At 65.7% G+C, this 19,229-nt stretch carries 15 protein-coding genes; 6 read left to right on the top strand and 9 right to left on the bottom strand.

All coding sequences use genetic code 11. From position 1 onward, the window contains the following. Nucleotides 1-8 precede the first annotated feature (8 nt). The 5 genes from G6N59_RS12530 to G6N59_RS12510 all read left to right on the top strand — a co-directional run bounded on the left by G6N59_RS12530 (nucleotide 9) and on the right by G6N59_RS12510 (nucleotide 4,007). The gene (locus G6N59_RS12530; RefSeq protein WP_138232586.1) at nucleotides 9-929 is read left to right on the top strand and encodes a ferritin-like domain-containing protein; all 921 of its coding nucleotides are present in this window, start codon (nucleotides 9-11) and stop codon (nucleotides 927-929) included. 2 nt (nucleotides 930-931) lie between these two features. After that, entirely contained in the window at nucleotides 932-2,416 is a 1,485-nt protein-coding gene (locus G6N59_RS12525; protein WP_138232585.1) for a flavin-containing monooxygenase, read from the top strand. A 9-nt stretch (nucleotides 2,417-2,425) separates the two neighbouring features. Continuing rightward, nucleotides 2,426-3,196, top strand: coding sequence for a MerR family transcriptional regulator (locus G6N59_RS12520; protein ID WP_138232584.1), 771 nt, complete (start codon nucleotides 2,426-2,428; stop codon nucleotides 3,194-3,196). A 3-nt stretch (nucleotides 3,197-3,199) separates the two neighbouring features. Then, a complete protein-coding gene (locus G6N59_RS12515) occupies nucleotides 3,200-3,589 on the top strand; it encodes a hypothetical protein (RefSeq protein ID WP_138232583.1) in 390 nt (129 codons plus the stop codon). Between the two features lie 205 nt (nucleotides 3,590-3,794). Continuing rightward, on the top strand, nucleotides 3,795-4,007 hold the full coding sequence (locus tag G6N59_RS12510) for a hypothetical protein (protein WP_138232582.1): 213 nt from the start codon (nucleotides 3,795-3,797) through the stop codon (nucleotides 4,005-4,007). Here the strand turns inward: G6N59_RS12510 and G6N59_RS12505 are convergent, their stop codons facing one another. From G6N59_RS12505 to G6N59_RS12490, 4 genes are all read right to left on the bottom strand, one after another. Beyond that, nucleotides 4,008-5,897 (bottom strand): serine/threonine-protein kinase, encoded by a 1,890-nt coding sequence (locus G6N59_RS12505; RefSeq protein ID WP_138232581.1) that lies wholly within the window; start codon nucleotides 5,895-5,897, stop codon nucleotides 4,008-4,010. Continuing rightward, nucleotides 5,894-6,802, bottom strand: a complete 909-nt coding sequence (locus G6N59_RS12500) for a COG1361 family protein (RefSeq protein WP_138232580.1) — start codon at nucleotides 6,800-6,802, stop codon at nucleotides 5,894-5,896. Before G6N59_RS12500 ends, G6N59_RS12505 begins: the two co-directional genes overlap by 4 nt. After that, the gene (locus G6N59_RS12495) at nucleotides 6,795-7,001 is read right to left on the bottom strand and encodes a hypothetical protein (protein WP_138232579.1); all 207 of its coding nucleotides are present in this window, start codon (nucleotides 6,999-7,001) and stop codon (nucleotides 6,795-6,797) included. The genes G6N59_RS12500 and G6N59_RS12495 overlap by 8 nt, the downstream gene beginning before the upstream one ends. Nucleotides 7,002-7,564: 563 nt before the next feature. Continuing rightward, a complete protein-coding gene (locus G6N59_RS12490; protein ID WP_138232578.1) occupies nucleotides 7,565-10,678 on the bottom strand; it encodes an MMPL family transporter in 3,114 nt (1,037 codons plus the stop codon). Nucleotides 10,679-10,791: 113 nt separating this feature from the next. On the opposite strand from G6N59_RS12490, the gene G6N59_RS12485 reads away from it, so the two are divergent. Further along, on the top strand, nucleotides 10,792-11,358 hold the full coding sequence (locus G6N59_RS12485) for a TetR/AcrR family transcriptional regulator (protein ID WP_138232577.1): 567 nt from the start codon (nucleotides 10,792-10,794) through the stop codon (nucleotides 11,356-11,358). Here G6N59_RS12485 and G6N59_RS12480 read toward each other — a convergent pair. The 5 genes from G6N59_RS12480 to G6N59_RS12460 are packed head-to-tail and all read right to left on the bottom strand — an operon-like array spanning nucleotide 11,355 to nucleotide 18,624. After that, nucleotides 11,355-12,329, bottom strand: coding sequence for an alpha/beta hydrolase (locus G6N59_RS12480; protein WP_138232576.1), 975 nt, complete (start codon nucleotides 12,327-12,329; stop codon nucleotides 11,355-11,357). The genes G6N59_RS12485 and G6N59_RS12480 overlap by 4 nt on opposite strands. After that, nucleotides 12,330-13,115, bottom strand: coding sequence for an exodeoxyribonuclease III (locus tag G6N59_RS12475; protein WP_138232575.1), 786 nt, complete (start codon nucleotides 13,113-13,115; stop codon nucleotides 12,330-12,332). Nucleotides 13,116-13,125: 10 nt separating this feature from the next. Further along, complete coding sequence (locus G6N59_RS12470) at nucleotides 13,126-16,467, bottom strand: ATP-binding protein (RefSeq protein ID WP_138232574.1); 3,342 nt, start codon at nucleotides 16,465-16,467, stop codon at nucleotides 13,126-13,128. Then, nucleotides 16,460-17,125 carry a DUF4194 domain-containing protein gene (locus tag G6N59_RS12465; protein WP_138232573.1) on the bottom strand — a complete coding sequence of 222 codons (666 nt, stop codon included), beginning with the start codon at nucleotides 17,123-17,125 and terminating at the stop codon, nucleotides 16,460-16,462. Before G6N59_RS12465 ends, G6N59_RS12470 begins: the two co-directional genes overlap by 8 nt. A gap of 17 nt (nucleotides 17,126-17,142) precedes the next feature. After that, complete coding sequence (locus G6N59_RS12460; RefSeq protein WP_179970308.1) at nucleotides 17,143-18,624, bottom strand: DUF3375 domain-containing protein; 1,482 nt, start codon at nucleotides 18,622-18,624, stop codon at nucleotides 17,143-17,145. Nucleotides 18,625-19,229 lie beyond the last annotated feature (605 nt).

Below are 19,229 nucleotides of genomic sequence, written 5' to 3'. Positions count from 1 at the left end.
AACAGATCATGGCAATGGATCTCGATGAGATGCTGCAGAAGATCAAGGACAAGCAGTGGGCCCTGGTCGACATCGATTGGGACGCACCGGGAGCCGAGCTGATCGAGCCTGAACTGTGGGCCAAGCTCAAGCCGTTCATGACCGATTTGATGTGGATCGAGAACGTCGGCGCCCGGGGCTTCGCCGCACTGGCCAAGAAGGCTCCGACCCCGACGCTCAAGAGCATCTACGAGCACTTCCACGCTGAAGAGCAGAAGCACGCCAACGCAGAGCTGGCGCTGATGCGGCGCTGGGGCATGCTCGACGACGACGAAATCCCGCCGCCCAGCGTCAACGTGCAGCTGGTGATCACCTGGCTCGACAAGTTCGCGGACGGTATGGCGTTGTCGATCCTCGGCACCGTCATCCCGATGCTGGAGGTGGCACTCGACGGTGCGCTGATCAAATTCATCACCGAAGAGGTCAGAGATCCGGTGGCGCAAGAGGTTTTCAAGCGCATCAACTCCGATGAGTCCCGGCACCTCGCGGTCGATTTCGAGGTGATGGACATCTTGGGTCACGCCGACATGCGCAAGCTGGCCGTCGACTTCGTCGGCAGCTGGATCAATCCGGCGCTCATCATCGGCACGTTGAGCTACTTCCCCTTGCTCAACAAGATGCGCGACAACATCGTTGCCATGGGCGTCAACGAGGAGCGCCTGTACCAGGCGATGCGCCGGTTCCGGAGTGTCGGCGAGCGAAGCGAATTCGTGCATAGGGTGCCCATGTACCGCTTCATCTCCTGGCACAGCAAGAAGGTCATCGACCGCACCTCGAAGTACCACTGGCTGGCGGACTCGTTGGTGAAGGTCACCGGCGTCATCCCGATGCCGCTGGTGCGCTACACGCCGACCTGGTCGGACGAACTGACCTACGAGCCGGTGGCCTGATCATGACCATTTCTGTAGCCATCATCGGTGCGGGGTTCGCCGGCGTCGGCGCCGCCATCCGGCTCAAAGACCAGGGCATCACCGATTTCGAGATCTTCGAACGCGGTACCCGGGTCGGCGGTACCTGGCGCGACAACACGTATCCCGGTGCGGCCTGCGACATTCCGTCGCGCCTGTACTCGTACAGCTTCGCGCCCAACCCGGACTGGTCACACACCTATTCCGGTAGCGACGAGATCCTCGGGTACATCGACACCATGGTCGAGTCCGCGGGCATCGCGCCGTATATCCAGTTCGGCCACAACGTGACAGGCGTGGAGTACGACGAGGCGGCGGGGGAGTGGACCGTCAACTTCGAGGGACGGCCGCCGGTCCAGGCGCGCACCGTCATCGTCGCCTCGGGGCCGTTGGCGAACGCCAGCTTTCCGAAGATCGAGGGCATCGAGACCTACGAGGGTCACAAGATCCACAGTGCCCGTTGGGATCACGACTACGACTTCACCGGTAAGAAGGTCGCGGTGATCGGCACCGGCGCCAGTGGTGTGCAGATCGTCCCGGAACTGGTCAAGGTCGCCAAGTCGGTCAAAGTGTTCCAGCGCACGCCCGGCTGGGTGATCCCGCGGGTCAACGGATCCACCAGTGGGTGGATGAAGCGGCTCTACAAGGACGTGCCGCTGGCCGAGAAGCTGATGCGGTCGGCCTGGTTCTGGGGCCACGAGTCGGTCGCGCTCGGCGTGGTGTGGGACAGCCCGTTCACGCGCGTGGTCGAGGCGGTGAGCCTGGCGAATCTCCGTCGACAGGTGAAAGATCCGTGGCTACGCCGGCAGCTGACGCCGGACTTCTCGGCCGGCTGCAAGCGGCTGCTGATGACCAGCGACTATTACCCGGCGCTGCAGGCCGACAACTGCAAGCTGGTCACCTGGCCTATTGCCCGGTTGTCGCCCAAGGGAATTCGGACCGTCGAAGGCATCGAGCACCAGTTCGACGCCATCGTCTTCGCCACCGGCTTCGAGGTGTCCAAGGCCGGCACGCCGTTCCCCGTCATCGGCATCGACGGCCGGGAGCTCGCCGCGGAATGGAGCCGGGGCGCATACGCCTACCGCAGCGTCGCGGTATCGGGGTATCCGAACCTGTATTTCACCTTCGGACCCAACTCCGGCCCCGGCCACAGCTCGGCGCTGGTGTACATGGAAGCGCAGATCGACTACATCGTCGAGGCCATCTCCAAGCTGCTGAAGTTCGGCTGGAAGTCGCTCGACGTGCGTCCTGAGGTTCAGGCCCGCTACAACGACGCCATTCAGCAGCGGCTGCAGTCCACGACCTGGAACTCCGGCTGCCAGAGCTGGTACCTGACCGACGACGGTTTCAACGCGACGATGTTCCCCGGGTTCGCCACCCAGTACGTCAACCAGCTGAAGAGCGTCAATTTGCACGACTTCAAGATCACTGCTGAACAGACCAGCGGTGCCTCAGTCCTGACCGCATAGAATCCGCTGGTGGCTGAGTACCGGATCGACGACCTCGCGCGCAAAGCGGGGACGACAACCCGGAACGTCCGCGTCTACCAGGAGAGCGGCCTGCTGCCCCGGCCTCAGCGCCGGGGCCGGGTCGCGATCTACACCGACCGGCACCTGAGCCAGTTGCAGGCGATCGTCCGGCTGCTCAGCGAGGGCTTCACCGTCAAGCACATTCTGAAGTTCATCACTGGCTTACAGCGCGGTGAAGGGCTGGTCGAGGTGCTGGATCTGGCGGAACTCGAAGAACTGGTGATCTCGCCGTGGTCGAACCCGAAGGCGCAGACCATGACGCGCCAGGAGATGGAGATGCAGCTCGGCCGGCTGGATGGCGCGACCCTGCGCCGGCTGGTCTCGGGCGGGATCATCCAGTCCACGGACGACAAGGATGCCTACCTGGTGCCCGACCGCCGGGTGATCGATGACTTCGCCAAGCTCATCTCTCGCGGCATGCCGTTGGCCGCGATCCTGAAAACCACCACGGCGGTGGACAAGAAGCTCGACGAGGCGGCGCGGGCGATGACCCGGGCCGGCCATACCGAGGTGGTCCGGCAACGGGGGACGGGCTGGTATCCCAGCAACGATGTCGAACTTGCCTGGGCCGCCGACCTGATTGATGCCATGCGCCGGGTGTCTCGCCGTTCCGCCCACGCTAGCCTTGACCGCGCGTTAGATGAAGCGGTGCGTGCCGAGCTGCGGCAGTACCAGCAGGAGGCCAAGGACAAGGGGGCTCCTGTCGAACGGAAGGCGTGAGTCATGGCAGGGGCACACGAAGCCGGGAATGCGTCCGGCAAGCGGAAGCGGCGCGGACCGAAGACGCTCGTTCAGGCCGTGTTCGCGTTGATGGATGACGTAGCCGAGCTGAGGAAGTCGGCTCAGTTCATCGCCGACAACATCGCCGAGCTGAGCGTGAGCGCTGCCGGTATCGACCGTCATGCCGAACTGATCGCCAGCCAGATCACGTCGTTGACCGAGGCCGCGGCCGGGATCGACAGGTCTGCCGAGAAGATCGCCCACGGCGCCAATTCGATTGCCGCGACACTGCCGAGTCTGCAGCGGCTGGCCGAAGTTGTGGAGCCACTGGACACCACAGTGGCGCGGCTCGGCTGGCTCGTCGACCGGCTTCCGGGCGTCAAGCGCAGCTAGGTCCTCAGCGCTTAAACGAGCTAATTTCCTTGGGTGTCAAGGAATTTGCGCGCACCGCGCGGCTATTGCCACCGGCCGGTCATCGGAGGAACGTACATCGGTGGACCGGCGGCGCCGCTGGGGCGCTGCCCCGATATAGAGGGGGTGGGTCGTGTACGCACGCTCTACCACTATTCACGCACAACCCTCGGCTATCGACGCAGGAGTGACGCACCTCCGCGATGAAGTGCTGCCCCAACTCCAAGGGCTCGAAGGGTTTGTCGGCATGTCGCTGCTCACCGACCGCGCATCCGGCCGCTGCATCGCCACGACGGCGTGGGAGTCCCAGGAGGCGATGAATGCCCTCGCCGACCGAGTTCGCCCCATCCGCGAACAGGCGATCAGCATGTTCGACGGTGCCGCCACCGTCGATGAGTGATCACCGCCGGGTGCGCTTTGTCAGCTGTTGGGTGAGGGCCAATGCGAGCGCCCGGTCGAGGGATCGGCGGTACCGGCGCACCTTGCCGGCACGAGCAGCGGCGATGCCGGCCGCGATGGCGGCCATGGCGGCGAGCGACACTGCGCCGAAGAGCGACTCGGGCGTGGGTTGGCGTCCCTGGTAAACCCACAGGGCGGCCAGCCCGACGAATGCCAACGCAACCGCGCTCACCACTGCTCCGGCGCCGCTCGCGACTGAACGGCGGCCACGGCGCAGGGTTCGCAGACTGGACTCCAGGTAGGCGGCGCTGAACAGGGCAAGCAGACCGATGCCGATGGTTGTCGCCGTCGGCAACGGGGACTGTGTCGACCGGAGCTGGAATCGGCTCGCGGCGACCGACTTGCTGCCGGTCGTGACGGTAACCTCGGTGTTGAGTTGGCCGGCCAGGATCAGCGGGCTGACAGGTGCCGATACTGTTCCCGCGCCGCCGTGGAGTTCGGCCTTCTGCTTGGCGATCGGCAGCCCCAGGAAGTTCAGGGACAGAGACACGTCGGTGACATTCGGCGCGCTGATCGTGACGGGGATCGGGTGGGCGAGGTCAACTCGGTCGACAGAGCCAAGTGTCGGATCCGTGCCCGCGATGGTCACCACCCCGGGGAGCAGGTCGCCGCCGGGCGGCGTGACCGGACCGAAAACGCCGATCGCGACGCAGAGTCCGGCAAGGACGAGCGCGAGGATCGCCGGAATTCTGGGGGACCGGAAAGCGACGATGCGGCGCACCGGCTTGACGTCATCGCGATCCAGGTCGCTGAGGTTGATCGCTGCCCGGGGCAGCGGTTCGGTCGGCCGGACCCGAGTCGTGCTGCGGACGGTGCGTTCTGCCGTACTCGGCGTTCTCACGGGAGTGGATTGCGCCGGTGTGTGGACCTGGGTGGGTTGCGCCGGCGTGCGGAACTGGGTGGCGTGCCGACGCCCCGTCGCGGCGGCCGTAATGGTGTCGGCGCCCAGGACGGGAACGCCGATTTCGCTGAGCCAGTTTTGTCCCCACGATTGGCTTGCCGGCGTCGCCAACGCCACGCCAAAGGCTTCGGCAGAGTCGTATCGGTACCCCGGATCGGTCGCCAAGCCTTGCATCACCACGTCGGCAATGGCTTTAGGAATTCCAGGGGCCACCTCTGTGAGGGGTATCGGCTGCTCGTAGGCGTGCATGAACAACATCGCCATGGTGTCGGAAGTGGGCGGAAACGGCAGCTTTCCGGACAGCAGTTGATACGTCATGGTGGCAAGCGCGTAAACGTCGGTCGCCGGCGAAAGTTCCAGCCCGCGTACTTGTTCCGGGGCGATGTACGACGGCGTGCCCACGATCATGCCGGTTTTGGTGACGAGTTGGCCATCCCCGCCCATGATTTTCGCGATCCCGAAGTCGGTGAGCTTCACCGTGCCATTTGACGAGAACATGAGGTTCGCCGGCTTGATGTCGCGATGCAGCACGCCGCGGCGGTGTGCGTCCTGTAGGCCCGCCGCACACGAAAGCGCCACCGCGATGGACGTCGACGCGTCGAATCCTTCCTTCTGGAAGCGATCGTGGACAGTTCCGCCGGACAGGTACTCCAGGACCAGCAGACAAAGATCCGCCTCCTGGACGTAGTCGTACACCGAGACGACATGGGGGTGGTCGATAGCAGCCATCAACGTGGCTTCCGTGGCGAACCGCTTTCGTAATTCCGCATCAGCCGCGAATTGGGGCGGAATCTGTTTGATCGCCACCCGCCGCCGCAGTTCGCGATGCACGCCGCCAAAGACTTCGCCACAGCCACCGGCCCCGATCTGCCCACCAATGTCGTAGCCGGGCAGCGCAGCACGGATACGCGCGGTGTTGTCCGAGGTCAATCGCCCGCCCCGCTATCGGCCGCCAACGTGCGCGTGGTCGGGATGATCAGCGTCGGTTCGTCGGCTCTGACCGGGGTCAACCGATCGGTTGTTTCCGCATCGAGTCCGTCGGTTCCGATGACGATGTCGTCGTCGACGATGTCGTCGTCCTCGTCGTCCTCGTCGCGCGGGGTGGGGCTGAAGTACCCGCATGTGAAGAACAGCGCCGCGGTTACCCCCGCGACCGCCAGCCAGACCGGTGTCTCAGGCACCCAGATTCGGCATGCCGAGGCCGTGAAGAGCAGCAGCAGACCGACACCGATGCCGGGCATGAGCAGTCGGACGCCGCGGAGAAATCGATTGTCGGACAGCTTGTGTCGGGCGAGAGCGAGGGCGGCATCGATGGATGCAAGGACTGTCAGCACCAGTAGGGCGAAACCGAACAGTCCGTACACGCTGAGGTACGACCCGCGGATGTCGCTGACCATCGGTGTCGACGCGATCGTGTTGCCGTCCGCGTCGGTGACGGCCATCTCGCCGCGCATCAAGCCGACGCCCTGTCGTTTCAAGCCGGACAGCTCAAGTCGGTAGCGAACGGTCTCGGTGGCACCGGGCGCGATCTGAAAGTCGACGTTGGCGAGGTAGTTGTAGAAGACCAGTCCGAGTACGCGCCCGCTCAACTCGACATGCCGGACGCGGACTGCCTGGTCGCCGTGATTGGCGACCTGCACCGCGACGTCGACCGACTCGCCGGGCACCAGGCGTAGCGGTGCGGACTGCGTGCTGTCCTTGAGGTTCTGGCCGTCGACGGTTGCCGACACAATCTGCAGCGCAGCGTCTTTCGCTGATGTCGACGCGTTCGCCGACGGTGCAGACAGCAGCGTGCACCCGGCCACCAACAAAACCGCCACGAAGAAATTACGCACGCTGCGGCCTTCTTGCTGTCAACTGCACGATGACGCGATGGGTGTAGTACCAGACCCCGATGGCCAAGAGCACGAGGATGATGATCTCCGCGGAAGTCCCGGCGTCGACGCTGTTGGTCAACATCACGTTCTCGGTCCGGCTCAGCGGCGCGGTACTGACGTTGAGCGGTTGCACCGGGGTCGGGGTAACGGCTGGCACGGGTGGACCTTCGGACTGCGGGGCTTGCGGTGGTATCGGTACGTCGACCGGCTGGGTTGGCTGGGTCGGCTGAGGCCGGGTGGGGACCGGGGTGTTGATAGCCGGCGGCGGCAATGTCGGTGTTGGCACCGAGGCCGGTGGGGTGTGAATCACGACGGTATCCGCGGTGACCGACGGTTCGGGTCCGTTCGCTGAGGTAGGAGCCGGAGCGGTCGGGGTGTAGTGGCTCCCGCCCCCGTTGGAACTCGGCGCATTCGTTGGCCTGTTGGCGTTGGTCGGGCGCGGGGGCGGAGAAGGGGCTGCGTGACTGGCCGTGAGACCGGCTGTTGTGGCGGACGCCGCGAAATAAGCGGCAAACACGACGGTGAGGGCGATGGCGCGCAGTCTGTTCGAGGTTCTGTCGCTCACTGGAAGCTCCCGCGTAGTAGCCGTGAACCAGTCGGAGATATTGAACCACCGTTTCGGCTGCTATGGATCCTACGAGCATTGAGGCCACGAATACAGGCGGAAATCGAGTTTGCCGCGGTGGGCCGCCCGGCCCACCGCGCCTTCGGTTAGTTCACCTAAGCGTCGACGACCGCGGCATCGCGCCGCGAGTTCGTTGTGACTGGCGGTCCATCGGCATGTATGGCCCCGGCGGTCGGCCTACTCGGCCACCAGATGCGGTTGCCGATCATCGCCATGGCGGCCGGCACCAGCACGGTGCGTACCAGGGTGACATCGATGAGCAGACCGATACCGATGGTGAAACCGATCTGCAGCAGATTGATCACTCGCCCGCTCATCAGCGCGAACATGGTGAGCGCGAACACGATTCCGGCGGTGGTGATGACACTTCCGGTGCTGCCGAAGCTGCGCAGGATGCCGCGGATCATGCCGTCGGCGGACTCGTCGCGGATGCGTGCGGCGAACAGCATGCTGTAGTCCGCGCCCACGGCGATGAGCGCCATGAAGGACACCGGGAACACCGACCAGTCCACGTCGACGCCGATGAGGTGCTGCCACACCAGCACACTGACTCCGGCAGCGGCGGCGAATGACAGGGTCACCACTGCGACCATGAACACCGGCGCGAGAATGCTGCGCAACAGCACGATCAACACCAGCAGCACACCCAGGATCGCGACGATGCCGTAGGCGGCGAAGTCGTGCCACACCTGGTCCCGCATGTCGGCCGACAGCGTAGCCAGACCGGTGCTGGCGAAACGTGCCGTCTGCAAAGAGGTTCCGGCGGCGGCCTGGGTCGCGGCCGGGGCCAGCGACCGCGATGCGTCCAGCGCCTGGGCGCTGTACGGATTGATCTTCCAGATGACCAGCATGCGTGCCGTTTTGCCGTCAGGGGAGAACAGCAGGTCCTGTGCGGCCCGGAACTTCGGGTCGGAGAAACCTTGGGGCGGAAGGTAGAAGCCTGATGCCGGGCCGTCGGTGGTATGGGTGCTCAAGGTCGTCAGATAGTCCGTCGCCTGACCGAGTCCGTCGGTGAGTTGCCCCGACATGTCGACCACGCGGTCCACGCCACCCTTGACCTGGTCGAGTCCGACAGCGAGCCGGGTCATCCCGGCGCTGAGTTGGTCGGCGCCGCGCACCAGCTCGGTCAGCTGGACGCGGGCCTGCGCCGGTGAACCGCCGGGCAGGTTCGAGACCATTTTCTGCAACGTGCCCAACGCATCTCGGATGGCCGGCTCGGCAGCCCGAACCTTGTCGACGGTGACCTGCGGGATCGCGGAGAGGTGCTGGGCCTGCAGCAGCGCCCGGCTGACCGCCCCGTTGGAGATCGAGTCGAGGTCGGCGATGTCCGCGCGGGCGCGGCTGCACACCGGGTTCAGCAGGCAGTCCGGCCCGGGCTGAGGCGAAAGTGCCGAGCCGAGCGCCGAACTCACCAGGCGCCCGGCCTCGGCGACCTGCGTGTTGCCGTCGATGGCCTGCAACGCCGCGTCGAGCAATCCGGTGGAGGAACTCAGATCCGCCAGCGCGGACTGGACGTCCACAGTCCCGTCGGTCAGGGTGGCGAGCCCCGCGCCGGCGGCCTGGTACCCGTCGAGGACCTGGTGGGCGAGCCCGGTCACTTGCTTTATGCCCGAAACCAATTGGGGGATCTGGGTCACCGCGGACGCGGCGCCGTCGCGCAACTGCGTCGCTCCGGAGTCCAGGCGGTGCATGTCGGGCACTACCTTGGTGACCTGGTTCTTCGCGTCGCCGAGCCGGTCTGCCACGATCCCGGCCTGATAGCCGATGGTGGTCTGCGGCAACTGCTTTCCGGCCGGCCGCGTCATCGAACGGACGTACGCGATCTCGGGCATGCCGGCAATGCGCCCCGCGACCCGGTCCAGCGCGGCGAGGTCGTCGGTGTTCCGCATGTCATGGTCGGCCGAGACGATCAGGTATTCCGGCGCCGCCTCGTTGACGCCCCAGTGTGCATAGGTCTTCTGGTAGCCGATCGCGCTCTCGGTGTCGTCGAGCTGCATGGAGTTCTCGTCGAAGTTCACCCGGAAGGTGGTCAGAACCGATGCGGCAGCGAGCAACAGCACCAGCGACGCGGTCACCAGCACGCCGGACCGGCGGATCATGGTGGATCCGATCCGGCGCCAGCGGCGGTCGTTGAGGGGCCGTGGTTCGGCCAGTCCGCGCCCGCCCAGGATCGACAGCAGGGCATAGGGCAGTGACATCGACACCGCCAGGCCGACGACGATCGCGATGGCGATCGGCGGGCCGGCGGCCTTGAACATGCCCAGCTCGGTGAATCCCATCGCCGTGGCGGCTGCCGCGATCGTCAGCATCGACGCGATCAGAATGCCTGAAACCCGCTGTCCGGCTTGAGCTATCGCATCGCCCACGGGGACCTGGCTGCGCCGGGCCTCGTGATAGCCGGCCAGGATGAAGATGGCGTAGTCGGTGGCGGCACCGAGCAGCATCGCGGTCATCAGGGAGATGGTGAAGTTCGAAACGGTGAGGATCCCGGTCATGCCGAGAAGCGACACGATCGGGCGAGCCACGCCGAGGGCGATACCGATGGTCAACAACGGGACCATCGCCGTCGCCAGGGAGCGATAGACCATCAGCAGCACTAGCGTGATCAGCAGAACGGACACCGCGGTGATGATCAGCAGTGAAAAGTCCATGGCGCTGAACAGATCTGCCAGTGTCGGTGACGGCCCGGTGAGGTATACCCCGACCCCGGGTGGTTTGGGCAGCGCCTGAAGCTGATCGCGGATCGCGATGGTGTTCTGGTGTGCCTTCGTCGACCCGACATCACCGGTGCCGGCGAGCACCAGGTTGATCGCCTTGTGGTCCGGGCTGAGCGCGATGTCGCGCAACTGCGGATTGTTGTAGGTGTCGAGGACGTAGGCGACATTGGCCTTGTCCCGCTGCAGGGTGGTGACGATGTTCCGGTACAGGGCTTCGTCCGCGGCATCGATACCGTGCTCATCGACCAGCACCACACTGCCGACGGCGGACGACCGGGGGACGCCGAAGGCGTCGGACATCTCACGCAGGGTCTGCGCGGCCTTGATGTTGGCCGGCATGAACGGCGCGGAGCGTGCTGCGACGGTTTGCTCGAGCTGCGGGATGGCCACGTTGAGAATTCCGGCCAGCGCTACCCAGAAGCCGATGACCAACCACGCCCACCTGGCGCAGAATCTGCTGGTGGCGGCAAAAAAACTGCTGTTGTGTCCCACCCGGACCCCTTTGATTCGAGACCGGAACTACACCGTTCGGTCTACTATTGAGGCCAGACGCTAGTAGACCGACTGGTGTAGAAACAACGCTGAGGGACAGGGAGTTACGTCACATGAGTGTCCGTGATCGGCTCGTCGTCACAGCCATCGATCTGATTCGGCGCCAAGGTGTCGCGGCAACGGGGCTCAGCCAGCTGCTCGAACGCAGCGGCGCCGCGCGGCGGTCGCTGTACCTGAATTTCCCCGGTGGCAAGGCCGAACTCGTGGCCGACGCCACCGTGACCGCCGGTAAGACGCTGGCCGACGGCATCGACCTCTTGTTCGCCGAACAAGGTCCGGTCGGAACGCTGCGAGCGTTCGTCGCCATGTGGATCGCGAATCTGACCAGTAGCGACTTCGAAGTCGGATGTCCGATTCTCGCCGCGGCGCTGGGTCGCAGTGAAGCACCGGCGGCGGCCGACGCTGCCGGTCAGGTCTTCCTCGATTGGGAACAGCGGATCGCCACCGGTCTCGAAACCGCCGGGCTGTCGACAGAAGATGCCGAACGCCAGGCGACACTGACCGTAGCCGCGATCGAGGGCGCGATCGTCATGTCGCAGGCGACCAAATCGGAGCGGCCGCTACGCCGCGTCGAGGAAGCGCTCGTCGAATCGGTGGAACAGCTTCTGAAGAATGGCTAGCGGGCCAGGCATTCGGAGATGAACCGTGCGATCCGCGCGTACGCCTGACGGCTTTCGGGCAGCCCGGGGAAGATGGCCGGGAACGCGTGCAGCTGGCGCGGCCAGGCCGCGACCTCGCAGGTGCGTCCCGCCTGGATCAGCTTCTCCTGCATCCGGGCGGCGTCGCTCAGCAGGGCCTCCGATGCGGAGACGAGGATGAGCGACGGTGGCATCGCGTCCATGGGCCCCGACATGGGTTCGAGCTGCGCCAGATCCGCGCCGGGGCAGATGCGGTCACTGAGCACCGGCAGGACCGTGGAGATGCCGAACACGTCGGTACGAGCGTTCGGATGCGCGCAGCGTGCCGTGTTGTGCAGTTCGAGCAAAGGCGAAATGCCGACCACCCCTGCGGGAGTGGGTAATCCGTTCTCCGGTGCGCGCTGCGCGGTCGCGAACGCCAGGAAACCACCGGCCGAGTCGCCGGCAATGATGACCTTCTCCGGATCGATGCCCTGGCCCAGCAGATGACGGTAGGCGCCGAGGCAGTCCTGGATCGACGTCGCCAGATCGACCTCGGGGTATTGCCGGTACTCGACGTGCACCACGGGCAACTTGGTGACCCGCGTCAAGGTCGCGACGGCGTGGATGTGGGTGTTGAGATCGCCGAGGACGAAACCGCCGCCGTGGAAGTAGAGGATGACGCCGTTCGTGGTCGACGCAGGCAGGTTCAACAGCGAGACCGACTCGACCGGCAGACCGTTCCAGTTGTCCGCGACCAGCCGGAATCTGCGGTAGGGCCGAACGCGCTGCAGCCGGGCGATCCGGTTGACGCGGCGTCCCACTCGTTCGATGCGTAGCGATGTGGCCTCGAACTCCGCCGTCGTCAGGGCCCGAATCAGGATGCGGGCCAACAGGAGGTTCGCAATGAAGTGGATGACGCGGGCGCGCCGACTCGCCGGGCCGGGGGCGTAGACGATAGGAAGGGACGTCATCTATTTCTCCAAGTCGACCAGCACGGGTGCATGATCGCTGGGCTGCTTGCCTTTTCGCTCCTCGCGGACGATCTCACCGTGCGTGACCCGGGCCGCGAATTCCGGTGAGCCCAGGACGAAGTCGATGCGCATGCCCTGCTTCTTGGGGAACCGCAGCTGCGTGTAGTCCCAGTAGGTGTAGACGCCCGGGCCCGGGGTGAACGGTCGCACCACGTCGGCGAATCCGGCATCGTTCATGGCACGGAACGCCGCGCGCTCCGGCTCGGAGACGTGAGTCGAATTCTGGAACACCGCCATGTCCCACACGTCCTCGTCAGTGGGCGCGATGTTCCAGTCGCCCATCAGGGCCAGGGGCAGCGACGGGTCGTCGGCCAGCCAGCCGGTGGCGGTGTCCCGCAGCGCGGCAAGCCATTTCAGCTTGTACGGCAGGTGCGGGTCGTCCAGCGTCCGGCCGTTCGGGACGTACAGGCTCCACACCCGGACCCCACCGCAGGTGGCTCCGATGGCGCGGGCCTCGTCGGCCTCCTGCCATTGTGGTTGGCCGTCGAAACCGATCTGGACGTCCTCGAGCCCCACGCGGGACGCGATCGCCACGCCGTTCCACTGGCTGTGCCCGACGTGCGCGACGTCGTATCCCAGCGCCGCGAACGGCATCGTCGGGAACTGCTCGTCCTTGCACTTGGTTTCCTGCATGGCGAGCACGTCGACGTCCGCGCGGGACAGCCAGTCCGTGACCCGGTCGACCCGGGTGCGGATGGAGTTGACGTTCCAGGTGGCGATACGCATGACGCTCCGATCAGACAGGTTCCGGGACTTTCAGTTCCCGACGCAGGGCGGTGAAATCCGTGATGGTCTTGGTTGCGACATTGGCGACCGGACGGGCGTTGCGGCCGGTCGCCTCGGACTTGGACACCATCACCACGCCGTCGATGTACGGCTGAATGGTGGTGGCGTTCTGCACCGTTGCGACGATCACCAGCTGGAAGCCGAACTTACGGAACGCCTGCAGCGCCTGCGAGGCGAACTGTGGATCGGACTTGGAGAACGCCTCGTCGAGCATCAACTGCGCGAAAACCGGCTTGTTGTCACCGCTTTCGGGATTGGCGAGGTTGAAGCTCAGCGCACCGGCCAGACAAAACGCCATCAGCTTCTCCTGCTCGCCACCGGAGTTGTCGCCGGCGTTGCTGTGCGTGCGGATCAGTTCGTCGTTCGCGACGTCCCACTCGGCGCAGTCGAACGTGAACCGGTTGCGCACGTCGAGCGCGTCCCGGGTCCAGGCCCGGTCCTCGGGGTTGTTGCCTGCCAACCGGTTTCGGAGCCGCAGGATGTCGGCGTACTGATCCAGGATGGCCTTCTTGTCGCCGAGTCCCACCTCGGCGATACGTCGCGAGATGGCCTTGACGATGTCGGTCAGCTCGGACACGGCGACCATGCTGCGCGGGTTCGCGCGCAGCGTCAGTCGGGTGCCGCGGTTGAATTCGACTGCGCCCAGACCGGTGTTGACCCGCTCGATCTGGTCGCTGATCCGCCGGGTTTCCTGTTCGGCGACGCGGTGCAGGGTCAGGATCGCGTCGGGCGCCTGCTCGGTGATGAGCCGCATCATGCGGTCATAGGCGTCGGGCAGCTCGCGCTCGTCGATGTGGCGGCAGACCGCGACGTAGTCGTAGATCCGTTCATCGAAGTCGTCCGAGTCGTTCGGGATCGCATCCGGGAACGACGTGTCGAATGTCGCGACGATGCGGGACAGCTCCTCGTAGGAGCGCCGCCTGCTCTCGGTGAGCTGGTCGCGTTCGCGGCGGATGGCCGCGAACAGCGCCTCGCGGTGCGGTTCGGGGTTGAGCAGCTCCAGCGGCACCGGGACGTCAGCGGCGTAGCGGCGCAACAGATCTGTCGCGTGCTCCGACACGTCGGCGGGCGAGAGACGGTCCTGCAGATCCATCAGCTTGGTCCGACGTGCGTCCAGATCGTCGCGCCGGGTCTGGATGGCGCCGCGCCGCGTCATGAGGGTCTGGATGTCGACCCAGCACTCCTCGGCGCGGGCCGACAATGCCTCGATGTCGGGATGATCGGCCAGCAGCAGCTCGTACTGGTCGCGGAGCCGGTCGGCGTGGCCCTCTGCCGTGTCGGTGTCGATCTGGCTCCACTGCGGGAACTGCTCGTAGACCGCCTTGCATGCTGCCGCGCGGTCGCGCCACCGTTGCCGCTGCGCCGCAATCTCATCCGCAGCACGTCGGGCCGCGGCGAAGGCCTCCTCGGCCTCGGTGAGTTCGGCATGCAGCGCTTCCAGCTTGGCGCTGATGTCGCCCTGATAGATGTACTCGGACGGCTTGATCGGGCGCCTGTCGTCCTTGATGGCCAACCGGTCGGAGTCCTTGTACAGGCCCGTATCGGTGACCGCCCGGCGGAACCGCACGAACACGTCGGGGGTGTCCACGCAGATGTGGTCACCGGCCGCGGCGATCACATCCGCAGCTTCGGCGGCGCAGGCATGCTTGGGCTTGACCAGGAACAGCTTGCCCGCCAACGTGTTCGGCTCGGCCTCGCGACCGGAGGAGCCGGCCCGGACGTGGTGCAGCGCCAGGCGTCCGCGCATGTTGGTCTCGTTGACGAACCGCAGCACCTTGGCATAGTGCTGATCCGGCACCAGCAGCCGCAGGCCCACCGAGCGCAGCACCTTCTCGACCGCGAGGCGCCACCGCGTGTGCTCGGGCTGCAGGTCGAAAAGCTCCGCGATATAAGGTAGTTCGGCGGGGTCGATGCCGACACCCGCGCAGATCTGGTCCCGCATCGTGACCGCGGACTCGGGCAGCGCCGAGCCCACATGCTCGACGCGCTTGAGCTCCTTGGCCGCGTTGTCGCGCAGGATTCGCGCCGACTTCTGCGCGTACTCGGCGTCGGTGGAGGCATCGCGGCCCCACTCCAACTTGCCCAGCATCTCGGTGGCCTGCCGGGTCAGCTCCTCGCGCAGGTTCCAGAATTCATCGGCGCTGTCGGGCACTTCCACGCCCAGGGCCGCGACCATCTCCTCGTAGCCCGCGCGTCGGCGGGCCACCTCGTCGGCCTGCGCCTCGGCCGCATTTACCTGCGACTGCAGCGGGGCGACATTCGCCGACGCCCCGTTGATCTGGGCATTGAGCGAATCGCCCTCGGCCTTGGCCAGATTCAGCTGCCGGGTCAGGTCAGCGTTCTCGTGCTCCAGCTGGTCGATGGTCGCATCGAGCGTCTCGATCTCGGCGGGACAGTGCCGCAGCCGCACGTGGTCGGTGTAGGCCCGCACCATCGGCAGGTCGACCAGATCGATGATCCCGAGGTCGGTCGACTCGGAGGCGTAGCGCACCTGGATGGCCTCGATGTCACCGAGGATCTTGCGCTTGCGCTGCGCCACCGCGAGCAGTTCACGGGCTTCGACAAGGGGATCGATCTGCTTGAGGGCTTCGGGCAGCCGGGCCAGGCTGTCCGGTTCGTCCAGCATGAACTCGCGGACGAACTGCTCCAGTCCACCAACGCTTTTCAGCGACTTGGCCTTGCCCAGCAGCTGCTGGGCGGCATCCGAGGCCCGGATACCGATCGAGGCGTAGAGCTGGGCCAGGTACTGCGACTCGACCTTGGTCGTGAACCGCCAACCGCTGTCCTTGAACACGCCCGTGTCGAACCGGCCCGCGGCCCACCGGTTGCAGACGTCCTCGATGTCCAGGTCGCCGTCCCCGATGACGAAGCGGCTCAATGAGTCCGAACGCGATTCTCCGGTAAGCCATTTGAGCACCAGGCCGGTGATGGTGCGACCGGTATTGCTGGTGTAGCTGACGGCGACGGCGGACCAGGTGGTGCCGTCGCCGCGCAGGTACATGACCTGACTGGTACCGGCGTCGCTGCGCTGACCCCACGCGCCGCGGACGTACTTGTCGACGGTGCGGCGGCCGGCACTCGAGCCCGCTGCGGTGTTGTCACCGGAGGCGTTGAAGTTGCGCCGGTTGAACGGCAGAAAGCCCAGCGAAATCGCGTCCAGCAGTGACGATTTGCCACTGCCCGACGCGCCGGCGATCAGCGATCCACCGGCGCTGAACGGTACGGAATGGTAGCCGTCGAAGACACCCCAGTTGATGATCTGGAGGCGGGACAGGTGGAACTGTTCAGCCATCAGTGTCGGCCCCTCCACTGGTGAGTTGTTCGAACTGCTGCTGCAACTCGGTGATCACCGAGGCCGTCATCACCGCGGTGATGACGGGGCTCACGGTGTAGCTGTCCTCGTCGTCGCGGCTGCGGCGCAGGATGTCGAGACCGGTGAGGCGGGCGATGGCCGCGTCGATGCGAGCGGTGAATGTCACCGCGTCGCGGTCGGTTTCGTTGAGCACGCCGCTGAACATGCCGTGCATTTCGTCGCGGGTGATCAGGAAACTCTGGTCGCCGCCGGCGCGCATCATCTGCGCCAGTTGCAGGGCCAGAATCGAGTCGTAGGTGCCCAGCGGTTCACGGCGGAGCAACTTGATGCCCTTGGCCGACTCGTAGCGGGCCTGCTCGATGAAGGCGATGTCGACGCCTTCGGAGATGCGCAGCTGCAGGTCGAGTTCGGACAGTCGTACCGATAATTCGTCGCGGTACTCCAGGATCCAGCTGTAGATGTCGCGGTCGGATTCGCTGCTGATGTAGCGGCGGGTCAGCAGGTGCTGCAGCGCCCAGCAGGCGCGGTCCGGCATGGCGCTGACGTCGCCGTCGAACCGCGGACGACGCTGTCCGACCACCCGGCTGGCGCCGTCGACCTCAGGGAGCGAGGCGAAATCGATAGGGCTATCGCTCATATTTGGCTCCGCCAACGCTAGTCATGTAGGGCTCCTGCCACAGCAACAGGCTCGGTGAACATCAGATACGGCACCTCGATCTCGCGGTCCCGCCCGTCGAGTGACCGGAACCGCACCGACATGGTGTTTGCGCTGGGGTCGCCTGATCCTCCGGGTTGTTTGAGGGCCCAGGACCACAACACGATGACGTGACCCAGATAGGCGGAATCGAGCAGCTCCACGGCCTCGGCCAGGGACACCGGGCGGCGCGCGACCGCGGCGTTGAGCATCTCGGACATCGCCGGTGCATCGACCTGGGTGGTCAGGGCGGCGAAGCTCGATAGGTCGACGTCGCCCTGTGCCGCTTGGGCCGGCTTGGGTGCCGACAGGTCGCCGATCTTGAAGCTCAGCGCGCCGATCGAGCTGATCGCGTGCCGGGCCAAGGGGACTTCGATGTCCAGCCGGGAGTCGGTCAGGGACGACTTCAGTAGCGTGCGGGCCGCGCCGATGGCCTCGTTGAGCTGGCGCGCCACCCCACGGCTGGACTCCATGGTGCCGAACGCGGTGAACCGCTTCACTCGTTGCGCGCACCGCTGCTGGATACGTTCGACCTCGTCGATCTGGTGGCCGATCAATTCGAAGAACCCGGCCATCACCTTGCGCAGCGCCGGGTCCAGCCCGGGGAGCGCCGACGCGACGGTGGCGATATCCGATTCGAACTCTCTGCGCTGGTCGGGGTCGTTGATCATCCGCAGGAACGCCCGGTGCGAATCGCGACCGGCCGAATCCCACGCGGCCTGGTAGTCGGCATACATCTGGCGCTGCCGGTCGCGGTACTCGATGTTGGTGTCGATCGGATCGTCCAGCGCCTGGGTGGCCTGCTCGATCATGGTGCCGTAGCGGCCGATGTCGGTGATCAACCGTTCCATCTGCAGCGCGATGGCACGGGCCTCGTCGTACATGTCGGTGACGTCGGGCTCGGGTCGCAGTCCGGCTTCCAACTCGTCGAGCTCGCGGTGCAGCGCGGCGATCTCGGCTTCGATGCCGGCGCGGATGCGGTCGGGGTCATTGCCGGCGCGGGTGGCGATCTGGCGCATGCGGGATGCGATGCCGGCGATCGAGCCGCCGGTGGCGATGCTGTCGCCGCGCCGCATGCCGCGGACGAAGTCGAGGGCGCGTCGGGCGTCCTGTGTCAGATAACAGACATTGCGGGCGAAATCGCCCGAGCCGCTCCGCTGATCCACGACCCGGTGTACCCAGCCCTGGCTGGCCCACGACTTGATCAGCGCCAGGCCGGACTGCCCGAGCTGGTCGTCGCTCTCGCCGAGGGCCGCCAGATCGCGTTCCAGCCGAACCACCAGATCGGTTTCGGCGACCATGCCGGCACTGAGGTGGCGCTCCATCAGCGTGGCGTACACGCCGAGGTTGTTGGTGGCCAGCAGCCGGACCGCGCGCGAGCCTTGAACGTCACGGTTGAGTTCGAGCAGCTCGGCGGCCGACAGCGCCGCGTTCTCTTGCACCTGCAACCCCTGACCAACCTGACTCTTCGGTGCGTTCCACCGCCGGTCCAAGATACTTGGCGAAGTGCCGGCCGGCGTCGGCGGTCGTCCCCCGCGGACGCCCGAAAGGCGATTGTTGATATTGCCGGGGACGCCGCGTCCCACTTGTGTTCTCACTATGTGGACACCGGTCAGCGTCCGAACGGCCTCTGGCGCGGGCGCGTGCAGCAACGACCCCGGGGCATCGATCCGGCCCACGCCCGATTTGCTCCGCGGGGGTGAGGGGCGCCCGCGGCCGAGCTCACCGGCAGCCGCCGGGCATTGGTGAGACCCCGGTCACGATGGGCATGGGTTGTGGGGTGGGTCACGGTGAAAAATCACCTCTGAGCATTGCTAAATGAAATAGTTCCAGGTGGATGTACCGGCTGCCGGCGGCTTCGCGACGCGGTAGCCCGGCCATGTAAATGGCTTTGCCGACTGGCCATTTGTCGGGAAGATTAGCCAGCCTACGAACAGTCCTTTACCGGCTAATACGCGGGCCGGCTTTGTGTGGGCTGTAGACCTCGTGTGGTCGCTATCAATTCTTTACGACTTCGTCAGAAGCTCTGGATTAACTGAGTTACTCG

This window comes from Mycolicibacterium aubagnense (assembly GCF_010730955.1).
In the GTDB taxonomy this organism is placed as follows: Bacteria; Actinomycetota; Actinomycetes; order Mycobacteriales; family Mycobacteriaceae; genus Mycobacterium; species Mycobacterium aubagnense.
The sequence above is the reverse complement of the archived record's forward strand: the minus strand, read 5'-3'. Positions and strand labels throughout refer to the sequence as shown.